Origin of the sequence: Streptomyces sp. NBC_01463, from assembly GCA_036227345.1 — a bacterium.
Classification (GTDB): domain Bacteria; phylum Actinomycetota; class Actinomycetes; order Streptomycetales; family Streptomycetaceae; genus Streptomyces.
On sequence record CP109468.1, the window covers coordinates 1729210 to 1751673 of the forward strand.

Annotated in this window: 18 protein-coding genes; 13 read left to right on the forward strand and 5 right to left on the reverse strand. The window is 71.2% G+C overall.

All coding sequences use genetic code 11. The features are described from left to right. Positions 1–44: 44 nt before the first annotated feature. The gene (locus OG521_07525) at positions 45–713 is read left to right on the forward strand and encodes a TetR/AcrR family transcriptional regulator (protein WUW20646.1); all 669 of its coding nucleotides are present in this window, start codon (positions 45–47) and stop codon (positions 711–713) included. Positions 714–1163: 450 nt separating this feature from the next. Continuing rightward, complete coding sequence (locus tag OG521_07530) at positions 1164–2501, forward strand: serine/threonine protein kinase (GenBank protein ID WUW26603.1); 1338 nt, start codon at positions 1164–1166, stop codon at positions 2499–2501. Between the two features lie 2 nt (positions 2502–2503). Here the strand turns inward: OG521_07530 and OG521_07535 are convergent, their stop codons facing one another. Beyond that, entirely contained in the window at positions 2504–2914 is a 411-nt protein-coding gene (locus OG521_07535; protein ID WUW20647.1) for a helix-turn-helix transcriptional regulator, read from the reverse strand. A gap of 270 nt (positions 2915–3184) precedes the next feature. On the opposite strand from OG521_07535, the gene OG521_07540 reads away from it, so the two are divergent. The 3 genes from OG521_07540 to OG521_07550 all read left to right on the forward strand — a co-directional run bounded on the left by OG521_07540 (position 3185) and on the right by OG521_07550 (position 7095). After that, positions 3185–4621: an MFS transporter gene (locus OG521_07540; GenBank protein WUW20648.1), complete on the forward strand. Its 1437-nt coding sequence runs from the start codon at positions 3185–3187 to the stop codon at positions 4619–4621. A 566-nt stretch (positions 4622–5187) separates the two neighbouring features. Further along, positions 5188–6246 (forward strand): polyprenyl synthetase family protein, encoded by a 1059-nt coding sequence (locus OG521_07545; GenBank protein ID WUW20649.1) that lies wholly within the window; start codon positions 5188–5190, stop codon positions 6244–6246. Between the two features lie 147 nt (positions 6247–6393). Next, complete coding sequence (locus OG521_07550; GenBank protein WUW20650.1) at positions 6394–7095, forward strand: helix-turn-helix domain-containing protein; 702 nt, start codon at positions 6394–6396, stop codon at positions 7093–7095. 17 nt (positions 7096–7112) lie between these two features. Here OG521_07550 and ispG read toward each other — a convergent pair whose 3' ends face one another. After that, positions 7113–8270, reverse strand: a complete 1158-nt coding sequence (gene ispG, locus OG521_07555; protein WUW20651.1) for a flavodoxin-dependent (E)-4-hydroxy-3-methylbut-2-enyl-diphosphate synthase — start codon at positions 8268–8270, stop codon at positions 7113–7115. Further along, positions 8267–10228 (reverse strand): 1-deoxy-D-xylulose-5-phosphate synthase, encoded by a 1962-nt coding sequence (gene dxs, locus OG521_07560; GenBank protein WUW20652.1) that lies wholly within the window; start codon positions 10226–10228, stop codon positions 8267–8269. The genes ispG and dxs overlap by 4 nt, the downstream gene beginning before the upstream one ends. Before the next feature lie 194 nt (positions 10229–10422). On the opposite strand from dxs, the gene ispH reads away from it, so the two are divergent. From ispH to ssuE, 8 genes are all read left to right on the forward strand, one after another. Then, positions 10423–11766, forward strand: coding sequence for a 4-hydroxy-3-methylbut-2-enyl diphosphate reductase (gene ispH / locus OG521_07565; GenBank protein WUW20653.1), 1344 nt, complete (start codon positions 10423–10425; stop codon positions 11764–11766). A 70-nt stretch (positions 11767–11836) separates the two neighbouring features. After that, positions 11837–13081 carry a cytochrome P450 gene (locus OG521_07570; protein ID WUW20654.1) on the forward strand — a complete coding sequence of 415 codons (1245 nt, stop codon included), beginning with the start codon at positions 11837–11839 and terminating at the stop codon, positions 13079–13081. Between the two features lie 136 nt (positions 13082–13217). After that, positions 13218–14777, forward strand: a complete 1560-nt coding sequence (locus tag OG521_07575) for an ABC transporter substrate-binding protein (GenBank protein WUW20655.1) — start codon at positions 13218–13220, stop codon at positions 14775–14777. Next, complete coding sequence (locus OG521_07580) at positions 14774–15814, forward strand: ABC transporter permease (protein ID WUW20656.1); 1041 nt, start codon at positions 14774–14776, stop codon at positions 15812–15814. The genes OG521_07575 and OG521_07580 overlap by 4 nt, the downstream gene beginning before the upstream one ends. After that, complete coding sequence (locus OG521_07585; protein WUW20657.1) at positions 15811–16662, forward strand: ABC transporter permease; 852 nt, start codon at positions 15811–15813, stop codon at positions 16660–16662. Before OG521_07580 ends, OG521_07585 begins: the two co-directional genes overlap by 4 nt. Beyond that, the gene (locus OG521_07590; protein ID WUW20658.1) at positions 16659–18329 is read left to right on the forward strand and encodes an ABC transporter ATP-binding protein; all 1671 of its coding nucleotides are present in this window, start codon (positions 16659–16661) and stop codon (positions 18327–18329) included. The genes OG521_07585 and OG521_07590 overlap by 4 nt, the downstream gene beginning before the upstream one ends. Next, a complete protein-coding gene (locus OG521_07595) occupies positions 18326–19651 on the forward strand; it encodes an NtaA/DmoA family FMN-dependent monooxygenase (protein ID WUW20659.1) in 1326 nt (441 codons plus the stop codon). The genes OG521_07590 and OG521_07595 overlap by 4 nt, the downstream gene beginning before the upstream one ends. A gap of 81 nt (positions 19652–19732) precedes the next feature. After that, positions 19733–20284 carry an NADPH-dependent FMN reductase gene (gene ssuE / locus OG521_07600; protein ID WUW20660.1) on the forward strand — a complete coding sequence of 184 codons (552 nt, stop codon included), beginning with the start codon at positions 19733–19735 and terminating at the stop codon, positions 20282–20284. A gap of 73 nt (positions 20285–20357) precedes the next feature. Here ssuE and solA read toward each other — a convergent pair whose 3' ends face one another. Together solA and OG521_07610 are read right to left on the reverse strand one after the other, a co-directional pair. Continuing rightward, a complete protein-coding gene (solA, locus tag OG521_07605; GenBank protein WUW20661.1) occupies positions 20358–21530 on the reverse strand; it encodes an N-methyl-L-tryptophan oxidase in 1173 nt (390 codons plus the stop codon). After that, complete coding sequence (locus OG521_07610) at positions 21527–22459, reverse strand: class I SAM-dependent methyltransferase (GenBank protein ID WUW20662.1); 933 nt, start codon at positions 22457–22459, stop codon at positions 21527–21529. Before OG521_07610 ends, solA begins: the two co-directional genes overlap by 4 nt. Between the last annotated feature and the right edge of the window lie 5 nt (positions 22460–22464).

Genomic DNA, 22464 nt, shown 5'->3' on the forward strand with positions numbered 1-22464 from the left:
CGCCGGAGGGTCGCCGTTGTCGAGAGCTGGGGAATGATGGGGACATGCCGCAGCCATCCGCACCGCGCAAGACCCCTGGCCGACCTCCCCGTATCTCCCGCGAGGAGGTCATCGGGACGGCCCGCCGGATCGTGACCGAGGAAGGTGTGGACCGGCTGACCATGCGGCGGCTGGCCAAGGAGATCGGCAGTACGCCGATGGCGCTGTACCACCACGTCGGCAACAAGGAAGAACTGCTCGTCCTGCTGCTGAACGACTACGCCGCGCAGGCGCTGCGCCGGCCCGAACCGCCCGCTAACCCTCGTGAGCGGGTCGTCGGCGCCGCCGCCGCGATCCACGAAGCGCTCGCCGCCTGCCCCTGGATCGTGGAGGTGCTGACGGCCGATGACCTGATGTCGGCGTCCGCGCTGTGGTTCGTCGAGGAGATCGTCGACGGCCTCGTCGAGTGCGGGCTGTCCCCCGAGCGGGCCGTGCACGGCTACCGCGCGATCTGGTACTACACCGCCGGCGAGATCGTGGTCCGGGCGACGGCGGCCCGGCGGCGCGCGGACGACGACCGGGGGACCTACCGGGAACAGGTCTTCGGCAGTCTCGATCCGGGCGCGCTGCCCCGGCTGGCACAGGTCGCGGACCGCTGGGCCGCCCTGACCGGTGAGGACACCTACCTGGACGGGCTCCGAGCGCTGGTGGACGGCCTGCTCGCCGCCCGCTGACGGCTCTCCGCCGCCGACGGCGAACCGCCCCCTCGGTCAGCCGCCCATTGCCCCCAGTCAAGGTGAACCGGACTGCGGCCGGAGGAGGCGAACCTTTCCGGCCGCGGCTCGATCATGTCAGCGCCTGCCGGCGGATGTCGCACTTGACGGTGGCCCGGTCGCGTCGCGCTTCTCGAAACCCGTCACTTCACCCGGTACTTGTCCGTGTCGAGGAGCAGGAACGGGCCGGAGCGCCTCTCCCGGCCACATTGACCGGATCGGGGCTCGACAGACGGCGCGGGGTTCCCGATCATGGCGCAGGACGTGGAGACGCACGGGTGGGCACTCGCGTGTGCGCTCATGCCGGGTGCGGTCCGCCGGGGCTTGTGCGGCGCGAGACGAAGCAGGGGTTGGGCGGCCGTGGAGCAGATCGGCGAGTACACGGTCCTGCGCCTGCTGGGCAGCGGCGGCATGGGCTCCGTCTACCTGGCCCGCTCGCTGTCCGGAAGGCTCGTGGCCATCAAGGTCGTCCGGCCCGAGTACGCCGCCGACCCCCGCTTCAGAGAACGCTTCCGCCAAGAGGTCGAGGCCGCCCGTACGGTCGGCGGCTTCCATACGGCGGCGGTGGTGGACGCCGATCCCGACGCCCCGCAGCCGTGGATGGCCAGCGCGTATGTCGAGGGACCGACGCTGCAGGCGGAGATCGCCCGGCGCGGGCAACTCGCCGAAGCGGAGCTGTGGCAGCTCGCCGCCGTGCTGGCCGAGGCGCTCCGGGCGATCCACGGCCACGGCCTCGTACACCGCGATCTGAAGCCCGCCAACATCGTCCTGGCGTCCGACGGCCCCCGCGTCCTGGACTTCGGGGTCGCCCGGGCCGTGGCGGAGTCCAGGCTGACGACCGACGGCGCGGTGGTCGGCACGGCGGGGTACCACTCGCCGGAGCAGGCTCTCGGACACGCGGTCACGGGAGCGAGCGACGTGTTCGCTCTCGGTTCGGTGCTCGTCGCGGCGTCCGGCGGCAGCGCGTTCGGCCACGGCTCGCCCGCGGGGCTGATGTATCGGGTGGTGCACGAGGACCCCGACGTCTCCGCGGTGCCGCCCCCACTTCGGCCCCTGGTCCTCGCCTGCCTCCGCAAGGATCCTCTCCGGCGCCCTGCCCCACGCGAACTGCTCGACCTGTGCAGGGCGCAGGAGGGGGCCGGAACGGCGCACGACGCCACGGTGACGGACGACGGGCCGCCCCCTCCCGCGGCTCCACCGCGGCCACGTACACCGGCAGCGGCGGCGGAGAGCCCCTCGCCTCCCCTTGCCGTGTACCTCGTCGGCAGGCGCGTCTGGCTCCTGCAGATCCTGCGCAACGCGCTCGTCGCGGCCGGCCTCGTCGCCGGAACCGTACTGACCGGCATGTACGCCCCCGAGCTCGGCGTGGTGGCGGTGACCCTCGCGATCGCCGCCCTCGCGGTCGCCCTCAGGGTCCTGGGACTGCTCGGCACGGCGAAGGACAGCCTCACCCTCAACAGCCGCGGAATCGGACTGGGTACGCCGAAGAACCTCGTGGTCATGCCCTGGCACGAGATCCGGGCTCTGGAACTGACACACCACACCGAATGGACGGACCTGACCGTCCACCTCGATGCCGTGCCACAGACACCCATCGGTTTCACGTACCCTGCCTGGGTCGACAGCACCTACCGAGACACGGTCGTCGTTCGCGCGCGCAGGCTTGCCCCGCTCGGCACCGCTCCCCAACTGGCGCCCGCTGTGCACGCGTTCGCGAAGTGGCAGCGCATCCGGGTGAGCGAGGGATGAACTCAGAGGGCCTCTTGCGCCAGGTCGAACCGCTCCCTGGCCCCTTCGACCTCGTCGACGTGACTCGACGCCCAGTTCTTCACGGCGGCGAGCAGACAGCACAGGCTGTGGCCCAGCCCGGTGAGCTCGTAGTCGACGCGCACCGGGACCGACGGCGTGACCGTGCGCGTCACGATGCCGTCGCGCTCCAGTGAGCGCAGGGTCTGGGTGAGCATCTTCTGGCTCACGCCGGGGATCTTGCGGCCCAGATCGCTGTAGCGCATCGGTGACTGCTCACCGAGCGCGTTGACCACCAGATTGACCCATTTGTCACTGACCCGCGCGAGCAGCTGACCGGTCGGACAGTCCTTCACGAAGGCGTCGTCCGCCGCGCCCTCCTTGGCGCTCTGTCGCGCCGTGGCCATGGCCGCCATGCCTCTCACCTCCGGGTGTCCCGCACGCTGCCGAGTCTGCACGTACTCGAAGAGAGTAACTCTTCCGCGGGTTCCGGCGGCGGAGCGCTCCCCCCGCCGCGACGAGTCCGGGCCACTCCGCACCGCACCCCCCACAGCTCCCCGTTCAAGTGTTACTCTCTTTTGGTTCGTAGCCAACCAGTAGAGATCTACGGTGCACGAGGGTGGCGGTGGATCCTGACCCCGTCCGCACCGTCACTCGGAGCGCAACAGACCGAATAGGAAACAGAGTTGACTTCCTCCACGACTCCCTCCACTGCGGTGGCGGGTGCCGCCGGGCAGGTGGCGCGGCACCCCGGCATCATCCTCGCCATCATCGTGTCCTGTCAGATGATGGTGGTCGTCGACACCACCGCCATGACCGTCGCACTCCCGCAGATCCAGGCCGACCTGGGCTTCTCGGCCACCGGTCTCTCCTGGGTCCTCAACGCCTACGTGCTCGCCTACGGAGGCCTGCTGCTCTTCGGCGGCCGGCTCGGTGACATCTTCGGGCGCCGCAACACCTTCGTGGCGGGCATCCTCCTGTTCACCGTCTGCTCGCTGCTCGGCGGGTTCGCCGTGAACGACTGGCAGCTGCTCGCCGCCCGTGCGGTGCAGGGCGTCGGTGCGGCATTCGCGGCGCCAGGTGCGATGTCCCTGCTCATCACGAACTTCGAAGAGGGAAACGCGCGGAACAAGGCTCTTGCCGTCTATTCGACCCTGGCGGGCCTCGGTATGGCGCTGGGAATGATCCTCAGCGGCATCCTGACCGAATGGGCTTCCTGGCGCTGGGTCCTCTTCATCAATGTGCCGATCGGTATCGCAGCGGTCGTCCTCACACCGAAATTCATCACTTCGCCCGCCAAGCACCCCGGGCGTGTCGACGTGGTGGGGGCATTCACCGCGACCGTGGGTCTCACCGCACTCGTGTACGGACTGATCCGGGGCGAGTCCGAGGGTTGGTCCGACGCGGTGGCCATCGGGTCGCTCGTGGCCGCTTTCGTCCTCCTGGCCGGCTTCCTCGTCACACAGTTCCGCATCAAGAATCCCATCATGCCGATGCGGCTGCTTGCCAGCCGTCTCCGTGGTGCCGGATATGCGGTCATGCTGTTGGTGCTCGCCTGCAATTTCAGCGTGTTCTATTTCGTTCCGCAATTCCTTCAGGAAGTTCTCGGATTCAGTGCGCTGAAGGCGGGACTCGGGTTCCTCCCGATGGGTCTGGCCATGTTCGCCATGTCCCGGGCCACCCCGAAGCTGCTCCCCAAGTTCGGCCCCCGCCGGCTCATCCTCGCCGGGCTCGTACTGATCCTCGCCGGGGTGCTCTGGCTCTCCTCGCTCGACGCCGGCACCTCGTACGCGGCCGGGCTGCTGCTGCCGTTGGTCCTGGTCGGCGTCGGTATCGGCACCTTCCTCATGCCGCTGACCGCGCTGATCCTCGGCGGAGTCGCACCGCGCGACTCCGGCGTGGCGGCCGGCATCCTGCAGACGATGCAGCAGATCGGCGGCGCCCTCGGGCTCGCCGTGCTCGTCACCGTGTACGGCGCCAGGGCCGATGACGCCACGACCGGTCCGGCGGCCACGACCGCGATGGCCGACGGAATCGGGAACGCGCTCCTCGTCGGCAGTGGATTCGTCGTGGTGGCTTTGATCCTGGTGGCCACACTGATCAAGACGAAGCCGCGCGCATAGCTTCACAGTAGGAACACAAAAAGGCCCGACAGCTGAGCTGTCGGGCCTTTTTGTGTTTCCAGGCGGAAAAGTAAATGGCCGAAACGTGCTGCAACTTTTTCGGCCCACATGAATCAAATGTTTCGCGCTTGCAACATAAATTTCTGCCACATAGACACTGCCTCGTTCCCGACGCGGGTCGCGTCGGCCGAATCATCAATCGTCCGAGGTGAGGAAGGTGAGACCATTAACGGGTGAAATCAGCGCTGTTTTGCGAACTCTTTAATGTCTCTCTCGTCACGTTGCCGGTATAGGCCAACCCGTCCGGAAGTCATTGACCCTGACCTGTTCAGTGACGGAACATTCGAAGGGTTGTGCGATCGAGGAAGGCTGGTCATGTCACCATATTCCCGTTTCCTGTTCTACCCCGAGTTCCCGCGACTGCTCCCCTCCGCCTACCCCTCGAAGTCCCCACGGAACGGAATCACTTCGAATGGCTGGATTCGAATGGATCTCGCCGGGCGACAGATCTCCGTCCGGGCCGGCCTCGCGCCGTCCCGCACAGCATGAAGGGGGCCCCGTACGCCATGGCGGATCAGATGCGCCTGACGGGGCCAGCCCTGCCTGACGCGCTGGAGTCCCTGGAGAGATGCCGCGACCTCGTGCAGCCCGCACTGCACGACGCGGTCGGCCGGTTGCACCCGAGCGTGGGGCGGATGGCGTCGTTCGCGTTCGGCTGGTGCGACGTCGACGGTGTGCGCCGGGGCGGGGGCGGTGGCAAGGGGCTGCGGCCCGCCCTCGCGGTGCTCTGTGCCGAGGCCGTCGGAGGATCCGCCGCGGACGCGGTGGCCGGGGCGGTCGCGGTCGAACTCGTGCACGCCTTCTCGCTGGTGCACGACGACATCATCGACGGCGACGAGCGCAGACGGCACCAGGACACCTTGTGGAAGGCGTTCGGTGTGGGGCCCGCGGTCCTGGCGGGCGACGCACTGCTGGCACTCGCCCTCGGCACCATCGGGTCCACGGCCGAGGGCGCGACGGCCATGCTGTCCGCCGCGCTGGTCGAACTGGTCGAGGGGCAGGCGGCCGACATCTCCTTCGAGGGCCGCCCGTGGGCGGGCCCGCACGCGGTGACCGTGGACGAGTACACCACGATGGCCGCCGACAAGACCGGGTCCCTGCTCGCCTGCGCCGCCGGACTCGGCGCCCTGCTCGGCGGCGGCGGATCCGATGCCGCCGCCGCGATGTCCACGGCGGGCAGGCACCTGGGCCTGGCCTTCCAGGCGATCGACGATCTGCTCGGCATCTGGGGCGACCCTTCGGTCACCGGGAAGCCGGTCTTCAGCGATCTGCGGCGGCGCAAGAAGTCGCTGCCGGTGGTCTTCGCGGCCACCGTCGAGAACGGGACACACGCGGAACTCCTCGGGCGCCTCCTGGACACCGCGCCCGACGCACCGGAGCGGGACCTCGACCTGCGGCGTGCCGCCGACCTGATCGCCCGCGCCGGCGGCCGGACCTTCGGCGCGGAGCAGTCCGACGGGCATCTGCGACAGGCCCTGGAGGTCATCGGGGCCACGGCAGTGGACCTCACCGCCGCGGCCGAACTGACGGGCCTGGCACGGTTCGTCGCCGACCGCTCGCACTGAGACGCCGTACACACAGCACATAACAGGGGGATTCACATGTTCGACCGTGGTACTGCGACGACCATACGAAAAGCCGGGGCCGGACCCCGCTGCCCCGAAGCGGGGCGGAAAGCGGCACAGCAGGAGCCGGCGGCGGCGAGGAACGTGGTGGAGAAGTCCTACCTCGTCCTCGGCGCGCTCCCCGTGGACGGCGACTGGATCGGCGCGTCGGAGGTGGCGCGGAACACCGGGCTGCCGAAGTCGACGGTGCACCGGCTCCTCGGCGTCCTGGCCGACCTACGGCTCGCGGACCGGCAGGCCGCCGGATACCGGCTCGGCCCGCGCATGCTGAACCTCGCCCGTCAGGCGTCCGGCGGCCGGGCCCTGGCACTCAGAGACCTCCTGCTGCCGCATCTCCTCGACCTCTTCCAGGCCACCGGGCTCGCCGTCCACCTCGGAGTGGAGCACGAACACGGGGTGCTCTGCCTCGAACACCTGCACGGGCACCGGGGGTTGCCGCTCCCGATCAGGACCGGCTCGGTGCTCCCGCGCCACACGACGGCGATGGGCAAGGTCCTGGCCGCCCACTCGGACGAGACCGGTGACGAGCTGCCCGCGCGGCTGCGCGCCGAACTGGCACGCATACGACGCGACGGGATCGCCGTCAATCTCGGCGGCCCCACCCGGAACGTGACCAGTCTCGCCATCCCGGTCTGGGACTCCGCGCGCACCGTGGCCGCGGTCATCGCCGTCGCCGGTCCCTCGCACACCGTCGACGTGCAGGCGGCTTCGCGCCAGCTCCGCCGGGCCGCGCACGCCGCGGCCCGGGAGCTGGCGGCCGGTGGGGTCATCGGTCCCGTCTGCCGGTAAGGGCGGCGGGACAGCCCTCAGGCCCCGGCGAAGACCGTCGGTTCGCCGGGCTCCGCGCCGTCCTCCTCCAGCTGTTCGGCGAGTTTCATGGCCTCCTCGATCAGGGTCTCCACGATCTTCGACTCGGGGACGGTCCTGATGATCTCGCCCCTGACGAAGATCTGTCCCTTGCCGTTGCCCGACGCCACTCCCAGATCGGCCTCCCGCGCCTCACCGGGGCCGTTGACCACACAGCCCATCACCGCGACCCGCAGGGGTACCTTCATGCCGTCCAGGCCGGCGGTGACCTGGTCGGCCAGCTTGTAGACGTCCACCTGGGCCCGGCCGCAGGACGGGCACGAGACGATCTCCAGAGCGCGCTGCCGCAGACCGAGGGACTGCAGGATCTGGGTCCCGACCTTGACCTCCTCGGCGGGCGGCGCGCTCAGGGAGACCCGGATGGTGTCCCCGATGCCCTCGCTCAGCAGGGCCCCGAAGGCGACGGCGGACTTGATGGTGCCCTGGAACGCGGGACCGGCCTCGGTCACCCCCAGGTGCAGCGGATAGTCACAGACGGCGGCGAGCTGCCGGTAGGCGTTGACCATCACCACCGGGTCGTTGTGCTTCACCGAGATCTTGATGTCGCCGAAGCCGTGCTCCTCGAAGAGCGAGCACTCCCACAGCGCGGACTCCACCAGCGCCTCGGGGGTGGCCTTGCCGTACTTGGCGAGCAGCCGCCGGTCCAGCGAACCGGCGTTGACACCGATCCGGATCGGGACACCCGCACCCGACGCGGCCCGTGCGATCTCGCGCACCTTGTCGTCGAACTGCCGGATGTTGCCGGGGTTCACCCGCACCGCGGCGCAGCCGGCGTCGATCGCCGCGAAGACGTACTTCGGCTGGAAGTGGATGTCGGCGATCACCGGGATCTGCGACTTGCGCGCGATGGCGGGCAGGGCGTCCGCGTCGTCCTGGGACGGGCAGGCGACCCGGACGATCTGGCAGCCCGCCGCGGTCAGTTCGGCGATCTGCTGGAGGGTGGCGTTGATGTCGGAGGTCAGGGTGGTGGTCATCGACTGCACCGATACGGGTGCGTCGCCGCCCACCGGGACCTTCCCGACCATGATCTGCCGGGAGCGGCGGCGGGTGGCGAGGGGCTGGGGCGGCAGTGAGGGCAGGCCGAGGGCGACCGTCATGAGTGCGAACTCCGTTCCGTGAGGTGCGGTGCGTCGGCCGGAAGCCGTCGGCAGGCCTTCTCCACCGCGGCGGCGAGCTGTTCGGCCGTGAGTCCCGACTCCTCCAGGACCTCCTGGCGTGTTCCGTGGTTCAGGAAGCGGGCCGGCGTTCCGAAGTCCCGCAGCGGTACGTCCACGTCGGCGTCGCGCAGCGCCTGGGCGATGGCGGAACCGACTCCCCCGGCCCTGCTGCCGTCCTCGACCGTGGCCACCAGCCGGTGCTCGGCGGCGAGGGACACCAGGGAGCTGTCGACCGGTTTGACCCAGCGCGGGTCGGCCACGGTCACGGTGAGGCCCACCTCGGTGAGCAGCCCGGCCGCCGCGAGGCAGAGAGGCGCCATGGCACCGACCGCGACGAGCAGGACGTCGTGGAGGCGCGCTGCGGACTCACCGGAGTCGGTGGAGTCGGTGCGTGCGGCGGCCGGTTCGGCCAGGATGTCCGTCCCGCCGCGCCGCCCGACCGCCGGAATGTCCGCCGGTACCGCGCCCTTGGGGAAGCGGACCACGGTCGGCGCGTCCGCGACGTCGAGCGCCTCCCGCAGTTCGGCACGGAGTGTCGCGGCGTCGCGCGGCGCCGCGATCCGCAGCCCCGGCACCACCTGGAGCACGGCAAGATCCCATACGCCGTTGTGGGACGGTCCGTCGTCGCCGGTGACGCCGGCCCGGTCCAGGGCGATCGTGACGCCCGCGCCGTGCAGCGCCGCGTCCAGGAGCAGTTGGTCGAAGGCCCGGTTCAGGAACGTGGCGTACACGGCGACCACCGGGTGCTTCCCGCCCATGGCGAGGCCCACGGCCGAGGTGACGGCGTGCTGTTCGGCGATACCGACGTCGAAGACCCGGTCCGGGTGTGCCGCGGCGAACCGGTCGAGGCCGGTCGGCCTGAGCATCGCGGCGGTGATCGCCACGATCTCCTCGCGCTCCTCGCCCGCCCGGGCCAGTTCCTCGCCGAACACCGAGGTCCACGACACCTTGGCCGGGGCGGGCAGCGGCCGGCCGGTCTTCGGGTCGTGCACGCCGATGCCGTGGAAGCGGTCCGCCTCGTCGCTCTCGGCCGGGGCGTATCCGGCGCCCTTGCGCGTCACGACGTGCACCAGGACGGGGCCCTGGTACCTGCGGGCGTTGCGCAGCGCACGCCGTACCGCCGCCAGGTCGTGCCCGTCGACGGGGCCGAGGTACTTCAGGCCGAGTCCGGTGAACAGCGACTGCGGTGTGGTGAAGTCCTTCAGCCCGGCCTTCGCGCCGTGCAGCCCGCGGTAGGCGAGGTCGCCGATGGCGGGGATGCCGCGCAGGATCCGGCCGCCCTGTTCGAGGATGTTGTCGTACGTCGAGGCCGTGCGCAGCACGTCGAGGTGCTCGGCGAGACCGCCGACGGTCGGGGCGTAGGAGCGGCCGTTGTCGTTGACGACGACGACCACGTTCGGCCGGTTGCCCGCGGCGACGCTGTTGAGCGCCTCCCAGGCCATGCCGCCGGTCAGGGCCCCGTCGCCGATCACCGCCACGGCCTGGCGGTCGGATTCGCCGTTCAGCATGTGGGCCTTGCTCAGGCCGTCCGCGTAGCTGACCGCCGTGGAGGCGTGGGAGTTCTCCACCAGGTCGTGCGGCGACTCCTCGCGGGCCGGGTAGCCGGACAGCCCGCCGCGGCGACGCAGCCGGTCGAAGCCGCCCGCGCGTCCGGTCAGGATCTTGTGGACGTAGGTCTGATGGCCGGTGTCGAAGACGATGCGGTCATGGGGCGAGTCGAACTCGCAGTGCAGGGCGATGGTCAGCTCGACGACGCCGAGGTTGGGGCCGAGGTGGCCGCCGGTGCTGCTCACCGACTCGATGAGAAGTTCGCGTATCTCCGCGCCGAGACGGCGCAGGGCGTTCGGGGACAGCGCTCGAAGGTCGTGCGGACCGTGGATGTTCTCCAGGACAGTCATGGGGTTCCTTCCGCTCCTTCCGCCGGGCGGAACTGCGCCGGCCGCGGCGCGTAGAGGCATTGCAGGTCCTCGGCCGGGTCGTTGGCGAATGGCCGTCCCGCCGGGCGGGACGGTCCGATGACGGGTCCGCGCGGCGCTGCCTAATGTGTGCCGCGTCCCGATCCGATGCGAGCACGAGACAGGAGGCGGTTTCCGTGACGAAGGACGTGGCGAACGACGAGACGAAGGACGTGACGGCGCGGACGGCGGCCGGTTCCGCCGCCGCGCCGCTGGTGGTGACCGGTACGGTCGCGTCGTCGCACCCCGATGTGCGGCCGGGTGACGTGCTGGTGGCCACCGAGTTCTCCGCGGCGACCTGTGCGTCCGCCCCGCTGCTCACCGGTGAGCTGCGCAGGGCCGGCCGCAGGGTGCGGGCCGGAACACTCGCGGACCTCGGTGTCCCGCTGGACGAGCCGGTGGTGGCGGCGGCGCTCCGTGCCGCGCGGCCCGACCGGCCGACCGCGGTGGTCCTGACGGCGGGGTCCGCCGACGGGAACGCCGATGACGACGCGGATCCCGACGGAGCGGTCGGCCGCGCGATCGGGGCCTGGCGCGCGGCGCTCGGCCCGCGTGCCGTCCTGCTGGCCGAGCCGCGGTCGTTCTGCGCCGGGGTCGACCGGGCCATCGAGATCGTGGAGCGACTGCTCGACCGCGGTCCGCACCCCGTGTACGTACGCAAGGAGATCGTGCACAACACCCATGTGGTGCGGGATCTCGCGGCCCGGGGCGCGGTGTTCGTGGAGGAGCTCGACGAGGTGCCGCAGGGCGCCACGGTCGTCTTCTCCGCGCACGGTGTCTCGCCCGCGGTGCGCCGGGACGCGGAGCTGCGCGGCCTCGATGTCTACGACGCCACCTGCCCGTTGGTCTCCAAGGTGCACGCGGAGGTCCGCCGGTACGCCGCCCGCGGCGACCGGATCTACCTCATCGGGCACGCGGGGCACGAGGAGAGCGAAGGCACCATCGGCGAGGCGCCCGAGCAGACCGTGCTGGTGCAGACCGCCGACGATGTGGCGGCGCTCCCCGACGACGAGGGGAACGCCTCCTACGTCATGCAGACCACCCTGGGAGCCGATGAGGCGGACTCGGTCGCCGCCGCGCTCCACGACCGCTTCCCCGGCATCCGGGGTCCGGGTTCCGACGACATCTGCTACGCCACGACCAACCGTCAGAACGCCGTGCGCGAAGTGGCCGCCCAGGCCGACCTCGTCCTGGTGGTCGGCTCCGCGAACTCCTCCAACTCGGTTCGTCTGGTGGAACGTTCGGAGGCGGAGGGCACGAAGGCGCGGCTGGTCGAGGACCTCGGCGATGTACCGCTCGGCCTCCTCGCGGGCGCCGGCACCGTCGGCGTCACGGCGGGCGCGTCCGCCGCGCCCGCCCTGGTCGAGGAGATCGTCGAGGGCCTGCGGGCCCTGGGTCCGGTCCGTACCCAGGAGGTTCGGGTCGCGACGGAGACGGTCACCTTCGGTCTGCCCAGCGGTCTCGGCGAGTCCACGGCCTGACGCACCCGCCCTGCCTCGCCCCACCACTCCCCCGTACGGAATACAAGCACTTGGGAAAGAGAGTCACCGCATGACGGAGCCAGCGCTGCACCCCCCGGTCCACGAGATATTCGACCCGGGCTCGGCCGAGTACCGCAAGTGCCCCTATGCCGCCTACGAGGTGGGGCGCCGTGACATGCCCGTCGCACACCACGAGGGCTTCGACGAGTGGATCGTCACCGGGCGCGAAGAGCTGGACGCCGTGCTGCGCGATCCCGGCCGCTTCACCAGCAGGCACAACCTGGAGGGGTCGTACCCCTTCAGCCCCGAGAGCCAGAAGGTCCTGGACGGTTCGCTGTTCTTCCAGAACGCCATCTACAACGTCGAGCCGCCCGCCCACACCCGTTTCCGCAATCTGATCAGCGAGTACTTCACGCCGCGCAGCCTGCGGCGGCTGGAGCCGAGCATCCGGGAGATCTCCCGGCGGCTGGCCGGCGAGCTCGCCGGCGCCGGCCACGGTGACCTGCTCCAGCAGCTGGCGTATCCGCTGCCGTACACGGTGATCTGCGATCTGATCGGCATCCCCGCCGAGGACCGGGACACCGTCAAGCTGTGGAACGACACCTGGCTGGGCCTCCAGGTCGTGCCGATGGAGCCGGAGCAGCAGTTGCAGGCGGCGCAGACCGTGCCCGTCTACGAGGCGTATCTGCGTGATCTGCTGGCGCAGCGCGTCGAGCGGCCCACGGACGACCTGGCCACCGGGCTCGCCCGGGCGAGCCGGTCCGAGGATCCGGTCTGCACCGAGGACCAGGCCGTGGTGGCGCTCCGCTTCATGATCGCCGCAGGTCATGAGACGACCACCAACCTCATCGCCAACACCGTCCACCAGCTCCTGAAGAACCGGGAGTTGTGGGAGTCGGTCGTCGCCGATCCGGCGCTGATCGGCGCCGCCGTGGAGGAGACGCTGCGGATCGACTCGTCGGTCCAGGGCGCGCTGAGGGTCACCACCGAGGACGTCACGGTCGGCGCCACGAAGCTCCCGGCCGGGGCCCGGCTTCGGGTGATGTTCGCCGCCGCCGGGATGGATCCGGACTGGGTCGACGACCCCGATGTCTTCCGCCTGGACCGCCCGGGGCTGCCCCAGCACCTGAGTTTCGGCCAGGGCATGCACTTCTGCGCGGGCGCGGCGCTGGCCCGGCTGGAGGCCAGGATCGCCGTGGAGACGCTGGTCGAGCTGGCGCCCGATCTGCGGCTCCGGGACGGCTTCGAGCCGGAGTACCTGCCGGGCGGATTCATCTTCCACGCACTGTCGGAGCTTCCGCTCACCCGGCCCTGACCACCGCAGGAACCTGTCGTCGGACTCCTGCCGGGGTTCGGCGACGGGCGCTCATCCACAGCTTTTCCAGACAAGGAGCACTGCCGTCAGCACTCGTAGGTACGCCCGCCCCGCAATCGTATCGGCAGCACTGCTGATGGCCGCGCTGACCGCCTGTACAGCCGACCCGGCAGCCAACGGCCGGACGTCGGACACCCAGCCCCGGTCCGGCGGCAGCCTGGTGCTGGCCCTCGGCTCCGACCCCAAATGCCTCGACCCGCACCAGGTCGGCAACAGCGACGGGCTGTCCGCGGCCCGTCAGATCGTCGACTCGCTCACCGGGCAGGACCCCAAGACCGGCAAGACCCTGCCGTGGCTGGCCACATCCTGGGAAGCACGGCCCGACGCCCGGCAGTTCACCTTCCACCTGCGCTCCGACGCCACCTTCTCGGACGGCAAGCCCGTCGACGCGCAGGCCGTCAAGGCCAACTTCGACGATGTGGTGAAGCTGGGCGCGAAGGCCATCCTCGGCAACAACTACCTGTCCGGCTACCGGCGTACGACCGTGGTCGACCAGCACACCGCGCGTGTGGAGTTCGACCGGCCCAACGCCCAGTTCCTGCACGCCACTTCGACCACCACCCTCGGCATCCTCGCGCCCTCCGGTCTCACCGCCGGCCAGGGGCAGCGGTGCGCGGCCGTGACCGGCTCGGGACCGTTCACCCTCGACCGGTACACGCCCAACCAGGAGGTGGTCCTGAAGAAGCGGGCCGGATACGCCTGGGGTTCGGCGGCCTGGTCGGCCAAGGGTGCGGCCCGCCTCGACAAGGTCACCCTGAAGATCGTTCCGGAGCAGGGCGTACGGTCCGGGAGCCTCACCTCAGGACAGATCGACGGCACGTTCGGGGTCTCGGCCCAGGAGGAACCGGTCCTGAAGCAGAGCGGCTTCACCGTGCTCTCCCGCAGCAACCCCGGCATCGTCTACAGCTTCGGCGTCAACGTGTCCCGGCCGTTCACCAAGGACGTCGCCGTACGGCGAGCGCTGCAGAAGATCATCGACCGCCGCGAGGTGGTGGACACCGTCCTCAGCCCCTCCTTCAAGCCGGCCAAGAGCATTCTGGCGGGCTCCACCGCCGACTTCACGGATCTGAGCGCGGATCTGACCACCGACCTGCCGGGCGCCCGCAAGCTCCTGGACGGCGCGGGCTGGCGGGCCGAAGGCGACGGAATCCGCACCAAGGACGGCAAGCGGCTCACCCTCACGGTCAACTTCTTCACCGGGTTCACGCCCGGACGGACGGCACTGGAGCTGATCCAGCAGCAGTTCAAGAAGGCGGGCGTCGAGCTGAAGCTGAAGGAGTTCGGCATCGGCCAGGGCCAGCAGGCCTACCGGTCCGGTGACTACGACCTGTCCTGGTCCAACGCGACCAGCCCCGACCCGGACATCCTGCGCGCCTACTACTCGCCGAAGGCCCTCAACGCCGTACGCGTCACCGACGGCCCGCTGCCCGGTCTGCTCGACGCACAGGCCGTGCAGGGCGATGCCAAGCTCCGCACCGGGCAGATCGAGCGGACACAGCAGATCATCGTGCGGGACGCCTACTCGCTGCCCGTGTTCGAGTACGCCACGGTCGTCGGCCTCGCCCCGCACGTGCACGACCTCCGGCTGGACGCCGGCGCCCAGCTCCTGCTGCACGATGCCTGGGTGGCGAAGTGAGGCACTACCTCGCGCGCCGCTTGCTGCAGGCCGTCATGGTGCTGTGGGCGGCGTTCACCCTGTCGTTCGCGCTGCTCTATCTGCTGCCGGGCGACCCCGTCGAGATCATGGCGGGCGGCGGGGCCGGGCAGAGCACGGTGGACCCGGCGCGCATCGCCGAACTGCGGGCGAGTTACGGCCTGGACAAGCCGCTCGCCGAGCAGTACGTGAATCAGCTGCTCGCCGTGGTGCACGGTGACTTCGGTCAGTCGGTGGCCTCCGGCACACCGGTGTCCGGGATCATCGGCGCCGCCGTGCCGCCGACCGCGCAGCTCATGCTGGTCGCGCTGCCCCTGGCGGTGCTGGCCGGCGCCGGCCTCGCCCTGGCGGCGACGTACACGCGCAACCGCCGGCTGAGCGCGCTGCTGCTCTCGGCTCCGCCGTTCGGGGTGTCGGTGCCGGCGTTCTGGGTCGGTCTGCTCCTCATCCAGCTGTTCTCCTTCAGGCTGCGGCTGTTTCCCGCCACCGGCGACGAGGGCGCGGCGAGCCTGGTCCTGCCGGCCGTCACCATCGCGCTGCCCGCGGCCGCCGCCATCGCCCAGGTGCTCGCCCGCAGCCTGCGGGGGACGCTCTCCGAGCCGTACATCACCACCGCCCTGGCCAAGGGTGCGAGCCGGGCCCGGGTGCATCTGCGCCACGCCACGCGCAACGCGTCGCTGCCCGCGCTGACCGTGGTCGGTCTGCTGACGGGAGAACTGCTCACCAACGCGGTCGTCGTGGAGACGGTGTTCTCGCGGGCCGGGCTCGGCCGGGTCACGGTGACCGCGGTGGGGGCCAAGGACATTCCCGTGGTGCAGGCCGTGGTGGTCCTGACGGCGCTGGTCGTGGTGACGGTGAACCTGCTCGTCGACCTGATCCACCCGGTGCTCGACCCGCGGGCCGCGGGCCGGGTGAACTCCGGCCCGGGCGCGGGCTCCGCCCCAGGTGCGGGCCCCGGCTCCCGCCCGGGTGCGGACTCCGATCCGAGCCCCGGCCTGGCGAAGGTGGCCGCGTCATGACGCTTCTCTCCCTGCGCGGCACGAATCTCGCCACGACCTCTCGCCGACGCCTGCGCCCCGGCCTCCTCTGGTCGGCCGCCGTCCTTCTGATCGCGGCCCTCGCCGCCGTGCTTCCCGGCCTGTTCACCGGGCGCGACCCGCTCGAAGTGGCCCCCGCCGACCGGCTGCTCCCGCCCGGTGGCGGGCATCTGCTCGGCACCGACCAGCTGGGCCGCGACATGCTCTCCCGGATGGTGCACGGAGCCGCGCCGTCCCTCCAGGCCGCGCTGATCGCGGTGGTGGTGGGGGTCGTCGTCGGCGGTCTGCTCGGCGCCGTGTCCGGCTTCGGCGGCGGCGCCGTGGACGGGCTGATCATGCGCGGTGTGGACGTGCTCCTCGCCATTCCGGGCCTGCTCCTGTCGCTCACCCTGGTCACCGTCCTCGGCTACGGCACGGTGAACACCGCGCTCGCGGTGGGGTTCGGGAACGTCCCCGTCTTCGCCCGCGTGATGCGCTCCGAAGTGCTCCGGGTGCGCGGCTCGCTGTTCGTCGAGGCGGCCCGCTCGTACGGCGCCAAGCGCCACCGGGTGCTGGCCCTGCACGTGCTGCCGAACGCCCGGGGCCCGGTGCTCGCCCTCGCCGCACTGAGCCTGGGGACGTCCGTGCTGGCGGTGTCGGCCCTGAGCTTCCTCGGTTACGGAGCACCGCCGCCGGCCCCCGAATGGGGGTCCCTGGTGGCCCAGGGCCGTGACCACCTGGCGGACGCCTGGTGGCTGACCACCCTGCCGGGACTCTGTGTCGCACTCGTGGCGCTGGCCGCCAACCGGGTGGCGCGGGCCCTGGACGGGGAGATCGGGGAGGCGAAGTGACCGCGCAGAACGAGGACGGCGGGTGCGTCCCGCTGCTGGACGTGCGGGGCCTGTGCGTCACCTACCGTTCCAGGGGCCGCACGACCCGGGCGGTGTCGGGCGTCGACCTGACCATCGCGGCCGGCGAGACCGTGGCCGTCGTCGGGGAGTCCGGGTCGGGCAAGTCGACCACCGCACACGCGCTGCTCGGGCTGCTGCCGGCCGGGGGCCGCATCACGGCGGGCACCGTCCGCTTCGACGGCGAGGACCTGACGGCCCTGGGCGACCGGCGGCTGCGCGAGGTGCGCGGCCGCGGCATCGCCCTGGTCCCACAGGATCCGGCGGTCTCCCTCAACCCGGTGCAGCGGGTCGGCGACCAGGTCGCCGAGGTGCTGCTCATCCACGGTCTGGCCGGGCGGAAGGAAGCCGCCGCGGCCGCGACCGGCATCCTCGAACTCGCCGGGATGCCCGATCCGGCCGTACGCGCGCGGAACTTCCCGCACCAGCTCTCCGGCGGCATGCGGCAGCGCGCCCTCATCGCCATCGCCCTGGCCGGCCGGCCGCGGCTGATCGTCGCGGACGAGCCGACGAGCGCCCTGGACACGACCGTCCAGCAGCGGATCCTCGACCACCTGCAGAAACTCAGCCGGGAATCGGGCACGGCCGTGCTGCTGATCAGCCACGACCTGGCCGTCGCCGCCGCACGCGCCGACCGCATCATCGTGATGCGCGGCGGCGAGGTCGTGGAGGCGGGTCCGGCCGAGCAGGTGATGACGGAGCCCCGGCACGAGTACACCCGGGTGCTGCTCGACGCCGTACCGGGCGCGCCGAGCCGGCGGCGCGCGAAGGTCCGTGAGCGTGAAGCGGCCGCCGACGGGCCGCGCCCGCTCCTGGTCGCCGAGGACCTCGTCATGGACTATCCGCTGCCACGCACCGGCGGCAGCGGCGGACGTACGCTGCGGGCCCTGGACGGGGTCGGCTTCACCGTCCCCGCCGGACGCACGGTCGCCCTCGTCGGGGAGTCCGGATCCGGCAAGTCCACCGCGGCCCGGCTCGCACTGCGCCTGCTCAAGCCCTCCGCCGGGCGCATCGAGTTCGACGGCCGGGACATCACCGCGGCGCCCGAGCGCGAGCTGCGCGCACTGCGCCGCGGCGCCCAGCTGGTCCACCAGAACCCGTACGCCGCACTCGATCCGCGGCTCACCGTCGAGCGGATCGTCGAGGAGCCCCTCAGGGTCTTCGGCACCGAGGGCCGCACCGCGCGCCGGGCCCGGGTCCGCGCCCTGCTCGACCGGGTGGCGCTCCCCGCCCACCTGCACGAACGGCGCCCGGCCGCGCTCTCGGGGGGACAGCGGCAGCGCGTCGCCATCGCCCGCGCTCTGGCGCTCGAACCGCGCCTCGTGGTCTGCGACGAGCCCCTCTCGGCGCTCGACGTGTCGGTGCAGGCCCGCATCCTGGCCCTCCTCGAAGAGCTCCAGGCGGAGCTCGGCATCGCGTACCTCTTCATTACCCATGACCTGGCTGTCGTACGGCAGATCGCGGACGAGGTCCTGGTCCTGAAGGACGGCCGGATCGTGGAGTCCGGCCGGACCGAACGCATCTTCACCAGCCCGCAGCACGAACACACCAGGGCCCTGCTGCACGCCGCACCGCAGCAGACCGTGCCCCGTCCGAAGGAGAGACTGTGAACGCCCACCCCCGTGAACTCCACCTCAATGTCAACCTGTTGGGCACGGGTACCCACCACGGTTCCTGGCGCTGGCCCGGCTCCGACCCGCTCACCTTCATCAACGTGGAGCGGTACGTCGCCTCCGCGCGCATCGCCGAACGCGGGCTTCTCGACGCCGTCTTCCTCGGCGACATCCCGGGCCTGGTCGAGAACATCACGACCCACCCCCAGTTCAACGCCCTGGAACCCACCCTGATCCTCACCGCGATCGCCCAGGCCACCGAGCACATCGGGCTCATCGCCACGGCGTCCACCAGCTACAACGAGCCCTACAACCTGGCCCGCCGGCTCCAGGCCCTGGATCTGATCAGCCACGGCCGCACCGCGTGGAACGCCGTCACCACGTACGCGCCCAACGTGGCCAGGAACTTCGTGCCGACCCCGCCCGACCGGGAGGCGCGCTACACCAGGGCGACCGAATTCGTCGACGTGGTACGCCAGTTGTGGACCAGCTGGGAGCCGGGGGCGATACCGGCAGATGTGAAGACCGGGCACTACGCGGAGACCTCTCGCATCCGGCCGATCAACCACGAGGGGACGTACTTCAACGTCGAGGGGCCGCTCTGCCTGCCGCCGTCGGAGCAGGGCCACCCGGTGATCCTCCAGGCCGGCGGCTCGCACGAGGGCCGGAACCTGGCGGCCGCCACCGCCGACGCGGTGTTCTCCGGCGCCCTCGACATCGAGGCGGCGCGGGCCGACCGGGCGGACATCCGCGGCCGGGTCACCGCGGCGGGCCGGAACGCCGACTCGATCGTGATCCTGCCCGGGCTCACCACCTCGGTCGGCGGCACCGAACGCGAGGCCCTCGAACGGCGCGAGCAGCTGGACGAGCTGGAGGACCGCAGCGATCAACTGCGGCGGCTCGCCGCCCAGCTGACGGTCGACCCGCGCGAACTGGAGCTGGACAAGCCGGTTCCGGAGACACTGCTCACCGGCGCCTACAACCCCGTGCACGGACACCACAGGAAGATCTCGCAGCTCGCGCACGACGGCCTGACGGTACGCGACATCCTGCGCCGGGGCGGCGGCAGCGGGCACCTGGTGGCCGCCGGATCGCCGGAGCAGATCGCCGACATCATCGAGCAGTGGTTCACCAGCGGCGCGGCCGACGGCTTCAACGTGATGCCCGACGTGATGGACGACGGGCTGCCGGCCTTCGTCGACCACGTCGTGCCGGTCCTGCAGCGCCGCGGCCTCTTCCGCACCGAGTACCGCGGATCGACCATGCGCGACCACTACGGCCTGGAGTTCCCGGCCAGCCGCGACGCGGCGATCCGCTGACCGGACCGCATCGCACGGTGCGCACCACGCGGCGCGCACCACCCAGCTCACAGCACCGAATGTCGATCGGAGAGAAATCACATGGCTCGTGTCCTTGCCGTCGCCGGCAGCCCGACCGCGCACTCCCGTACGTCGGCAGTGGTCGAGGCCGCGGCCGCCGCACTGGCCCGGGCCGGGCACCGGACCGAACTGCTCCGCGTACGCGACCTGCCCGCCGCCGCGCTGACGGGAGCGGACCCGGGCGCCCCCGGGCTGCGCGAGGCGGCCGAACGGGTCCAGTGGGCGGAGGTGCTGATCATCGGCACTCCGGTGTACAAGGCCGGCTACTCGGGACTGCTCAAGTGCTGGCTCGACCTGCTGCCCCAGGAGGCCTTCGCGGGCCGCTCGGTCCTGCCGCTCGCCACCGGCGGCACCCTGGCCCACTCACTGGTGGTGGACTACGCGCTGCGTCCGGTCCTGATGTCGCTGGGTGCTTCGCACATCGCCAGGGGCGCCTTCTTCGCCGACTCGGACGTGGCCGCCGGGGCCGAGCAGCCGCTGGCCCCTTCCGCAGCGGCCCGCCTCCAGAGGTGCCTGGGTTCACTGGAGTTGCGGCTGGAACAGGTGGAGTCCGAGCCGCTCCCGACGGGGTGAGACGTCGCTTCGCCCCTACGAGGCCCTCGTCGACCGCGGCGGGGGCCTCGGGAGAGGCGGGAGGCCGAGCCGGTCACCGGAACCGGCCGGGCGCGAACGCCGACAGGTCCACGGTGGTCGGCTGCCCCAGGGCGAGCTGAGCGAGTGCCTCCCCTATGCCCGGGGCGAACTTGAAGCCGTGCCCGGAGCAGGCGCTCGCGTAGACGACACCCTCCCGTTCACCGGACCGTCCGATGAGGAAGCTCTCGTCGCGCGACATCGTGTAGACGCAGGACGTCGCGCGTCCCGTGCTGCGCACGCCGGGCAGCAGCCCGCGGATGGCCGACCACAGCTCGTGCCGTTCCGCCTCGGAGGGCGGGCGCCTGGCCTTGTCGACGTCCAGGGGCGTCAACTGCCGGTTGTGGAAGCCGAGTTTCAGTCCGCCGTCGGCTCGCCACCGCGGCAGTCCGTAGACGAGCGCGCCGTCCGTTTCCTCGTGGAGGAAGACCGGGAACCGCCCGGGCTCGTGCGCGCGCCCGTCGGTCTCCGCCACGTCGAGTTCGTAGACGGGGATCCGCATCGGTGTGACCAGGTGGCCCGTCTCGCCGGGCAGGAAGCGGTCGATCCAGCCGCCCGTCGTCAGGACGACCGCGCCGCAGCTCACCTGCCACCCGTCGCCGGACACGGTCGTGGAGCCGCCCGACGTGCGGTGCAGTGCGCGTACCGTCCGGCCGTAGGCGAGGTGCGCTCCGTGCTGGACCGCCTGTGTCACATACCCGAGCCGGGCCCGCTCGGCGAAGAGCATCAGCGCGTCCGGTTCGTGGACGGCCACCGCGTCCTCGGGGACGCGGAACGCGGGGAACCGTTCGGTGATCTCCCGCGCGTCGAGGAACTCGTGCTCGATGCCGCAGCGTTGGGCGGTCTCGCGCGAGCCCTGGACCAGGGTCGAGTCGCGGGAACCGATGAAGAGTCCCCCGGTCTTCAGGGCGATGGTGTCGGACGTCGCCTCGCCGAGCTCCGCCCAGCCGTCGTAGGACCGCTGCAGGAGCGGGGCGTACTGCTCGCCCTCCCAGTACGCCCGGCGGAAGATCCGGGTCTCGCCGTGCGAGGAGCCCATCCCGTGCACCGGCCCGTGCGCCTCGATCCCGAGGGCCTTCACGCCCAGCCGGCTGAGCCGGGCGAGGGCCGACGCCCCCATGATGCCCAGCCCGACGACCACGACGTCGTAGGTGCCCCATGTGGTGTCGTCCGCCGTGGCGGTGCTCATGCGAGCTGCGAGGGTTCGAGGGGCTGCGGCTCCATGGGCGGCGTCTCCAGGTCCTGCGGTTCGAGCGGCAGGGGGGCCAGTGCCTTCACGGTGACCTCGGTGATCTCGTAGAACCAGTGAATGGTCTCGCCCTTGGCGCGGTACGTCGCGGCGTAGTCCCTGCGCCCCTGTTCGAACTGGTCCAGCAGGGAGTGGCGCATTTCGAGCCACTCGTCCGTATAGAACAACAAGGGGAACTCGACGCGTTCGAGAAGCTGGGAGTGCAGGGCCAGGCCGCCCGGCGGCCGGTGCGTGGAGCGTGAGGAGTCGAAGATGTCGGCGATGCCGAGCAGGGAGTTGAGGCCGAGGACGGCGCGGCCGTTCTCGGCCAGGTGCTGTGGGAGCTGCTGGAGGAACCGCAGCAGCACGCTGTCCCCGTAGAACATCGCCTCCAGGTTGAGCGAGCTGCGCCGCTCCCCCAGCTGCGCCTTGAGGACGTCGGACGGGGCACGCCATCCCGGCGGGTTGAAGACGATGAGGTCGAAGAGCTGTTCCCGGCCGGTCTCGGGTCCGGCGAAGAGGTCGCCGTGCCAGAAGTCGATAACGGAGTCGCCGAAGTTCCGGAGCTCGTTCTGCCGGGCGGTCGTCACGGCCGAGGCGCAGATGTCGGTGGCGGTGACCGACGTGGCGCCCAGGCTGCGCAACAGCAGGGCGATCGCGCCGCTTCCGGTGCCGAGTTCGAGGATCCGGCCGGAGAGTTCGCCCGGGCTCAGGTTGCGGACGAGGTGGTTGCCGAGTTCCAGACCCGCCCGGCTGACGTGGAACGTCTCGTCGCGGTGGAAGAGGCGGAAGCGGTGGCCCTGCTCGAAGCACACGTCGTACGTGTCGTCGGGCCGTTCGGGCCGGGCCCCGGAGTCGTCGGTTTCGTGCGGTCCCTCCTCCGTCACCATCGCCG

Bases quoted from the DNA above. Each gene is read 5' to 3' on its own strand.
- OG521_07525 (WUW20646.1), top strand. From the start codon at position 45: ATGCCGCAGCCATCCGCACCGCGCAAGACCCCTGGCCGACCTCCCCGT.
- OG521_07530 (WUW26603.1), top strand. From the start codon at position 1,164: ATGGGCTCCGTCTACCTGGCCCGCTCGCTGTCCGGAAGGCTCGTGGCC.
- OG521_07535 (WUW20647.1), bottom strand. From the start codon at position 2,914: ATGGCGGCCATGGCCACGGCGCGACAGAGCGCCAAGGAGGGCGCGGCG.
- OG521_07545 (WUW20649.1), top strand. From the start codon at position 5,188: ATGGCGGATCAGATGCGCCTGACGGGGCCAGCCCTGCCTGACGCGCTG.
- ispG (WUW20651.1), bottom strand. From the start codon at position 8,270: ATGACGGTCGCCCTCGGCCTGCCCTCACTGCCGCCCCAGCCCCTCGCC.
- dxs (WUW20652.1), bottom strand. From the start codon at position 10,228: ATGACTGTCCTGGAGAACATCCACGGTCCGCACGACCTTCGAGCGCTG.
- OG521_07570 (WUW20654.1), top strand. From the start codon at position 11,837: ATGACGGAGCCAGCGCTGCACCCCCCGGTCCACGAGATATTCGACCCG.
- OG521_07575 (WUW20655.1), top strand. From the start codon at position 13,218: ATGGCCGCGCTGACCGCCTGTACAGCCGACCCGGCAGCCAACGGCCGG.
- OG521_07585 (WUW20657.1), top strand. From the start codon at position 15,811: ATGACGCTTCTCTCCCTGCGCGGCACGAATCTCGCCACGACCTCTCGC.
- ssuE (WUW20660.1), top strand. From the start codon at position 19,733: ATGGCTCGTGTCCTTGCCGTCGCCGGCAGCCCGACCGCGCACTCCCGT.
- solA (WUW20661.1), bottom strand. From the start codon at position 21,530: ATGAGCACCGCCACGGCGGACGACACCACATGGGGCACCTACGACGTC.
- OG521_07610 (WUW20662.1), bottom strand. From the start codon at position 22,459: ATGGTGACGGAGGAGGGACCGCACGAAACCGACGACTCCGGGGCCCGG.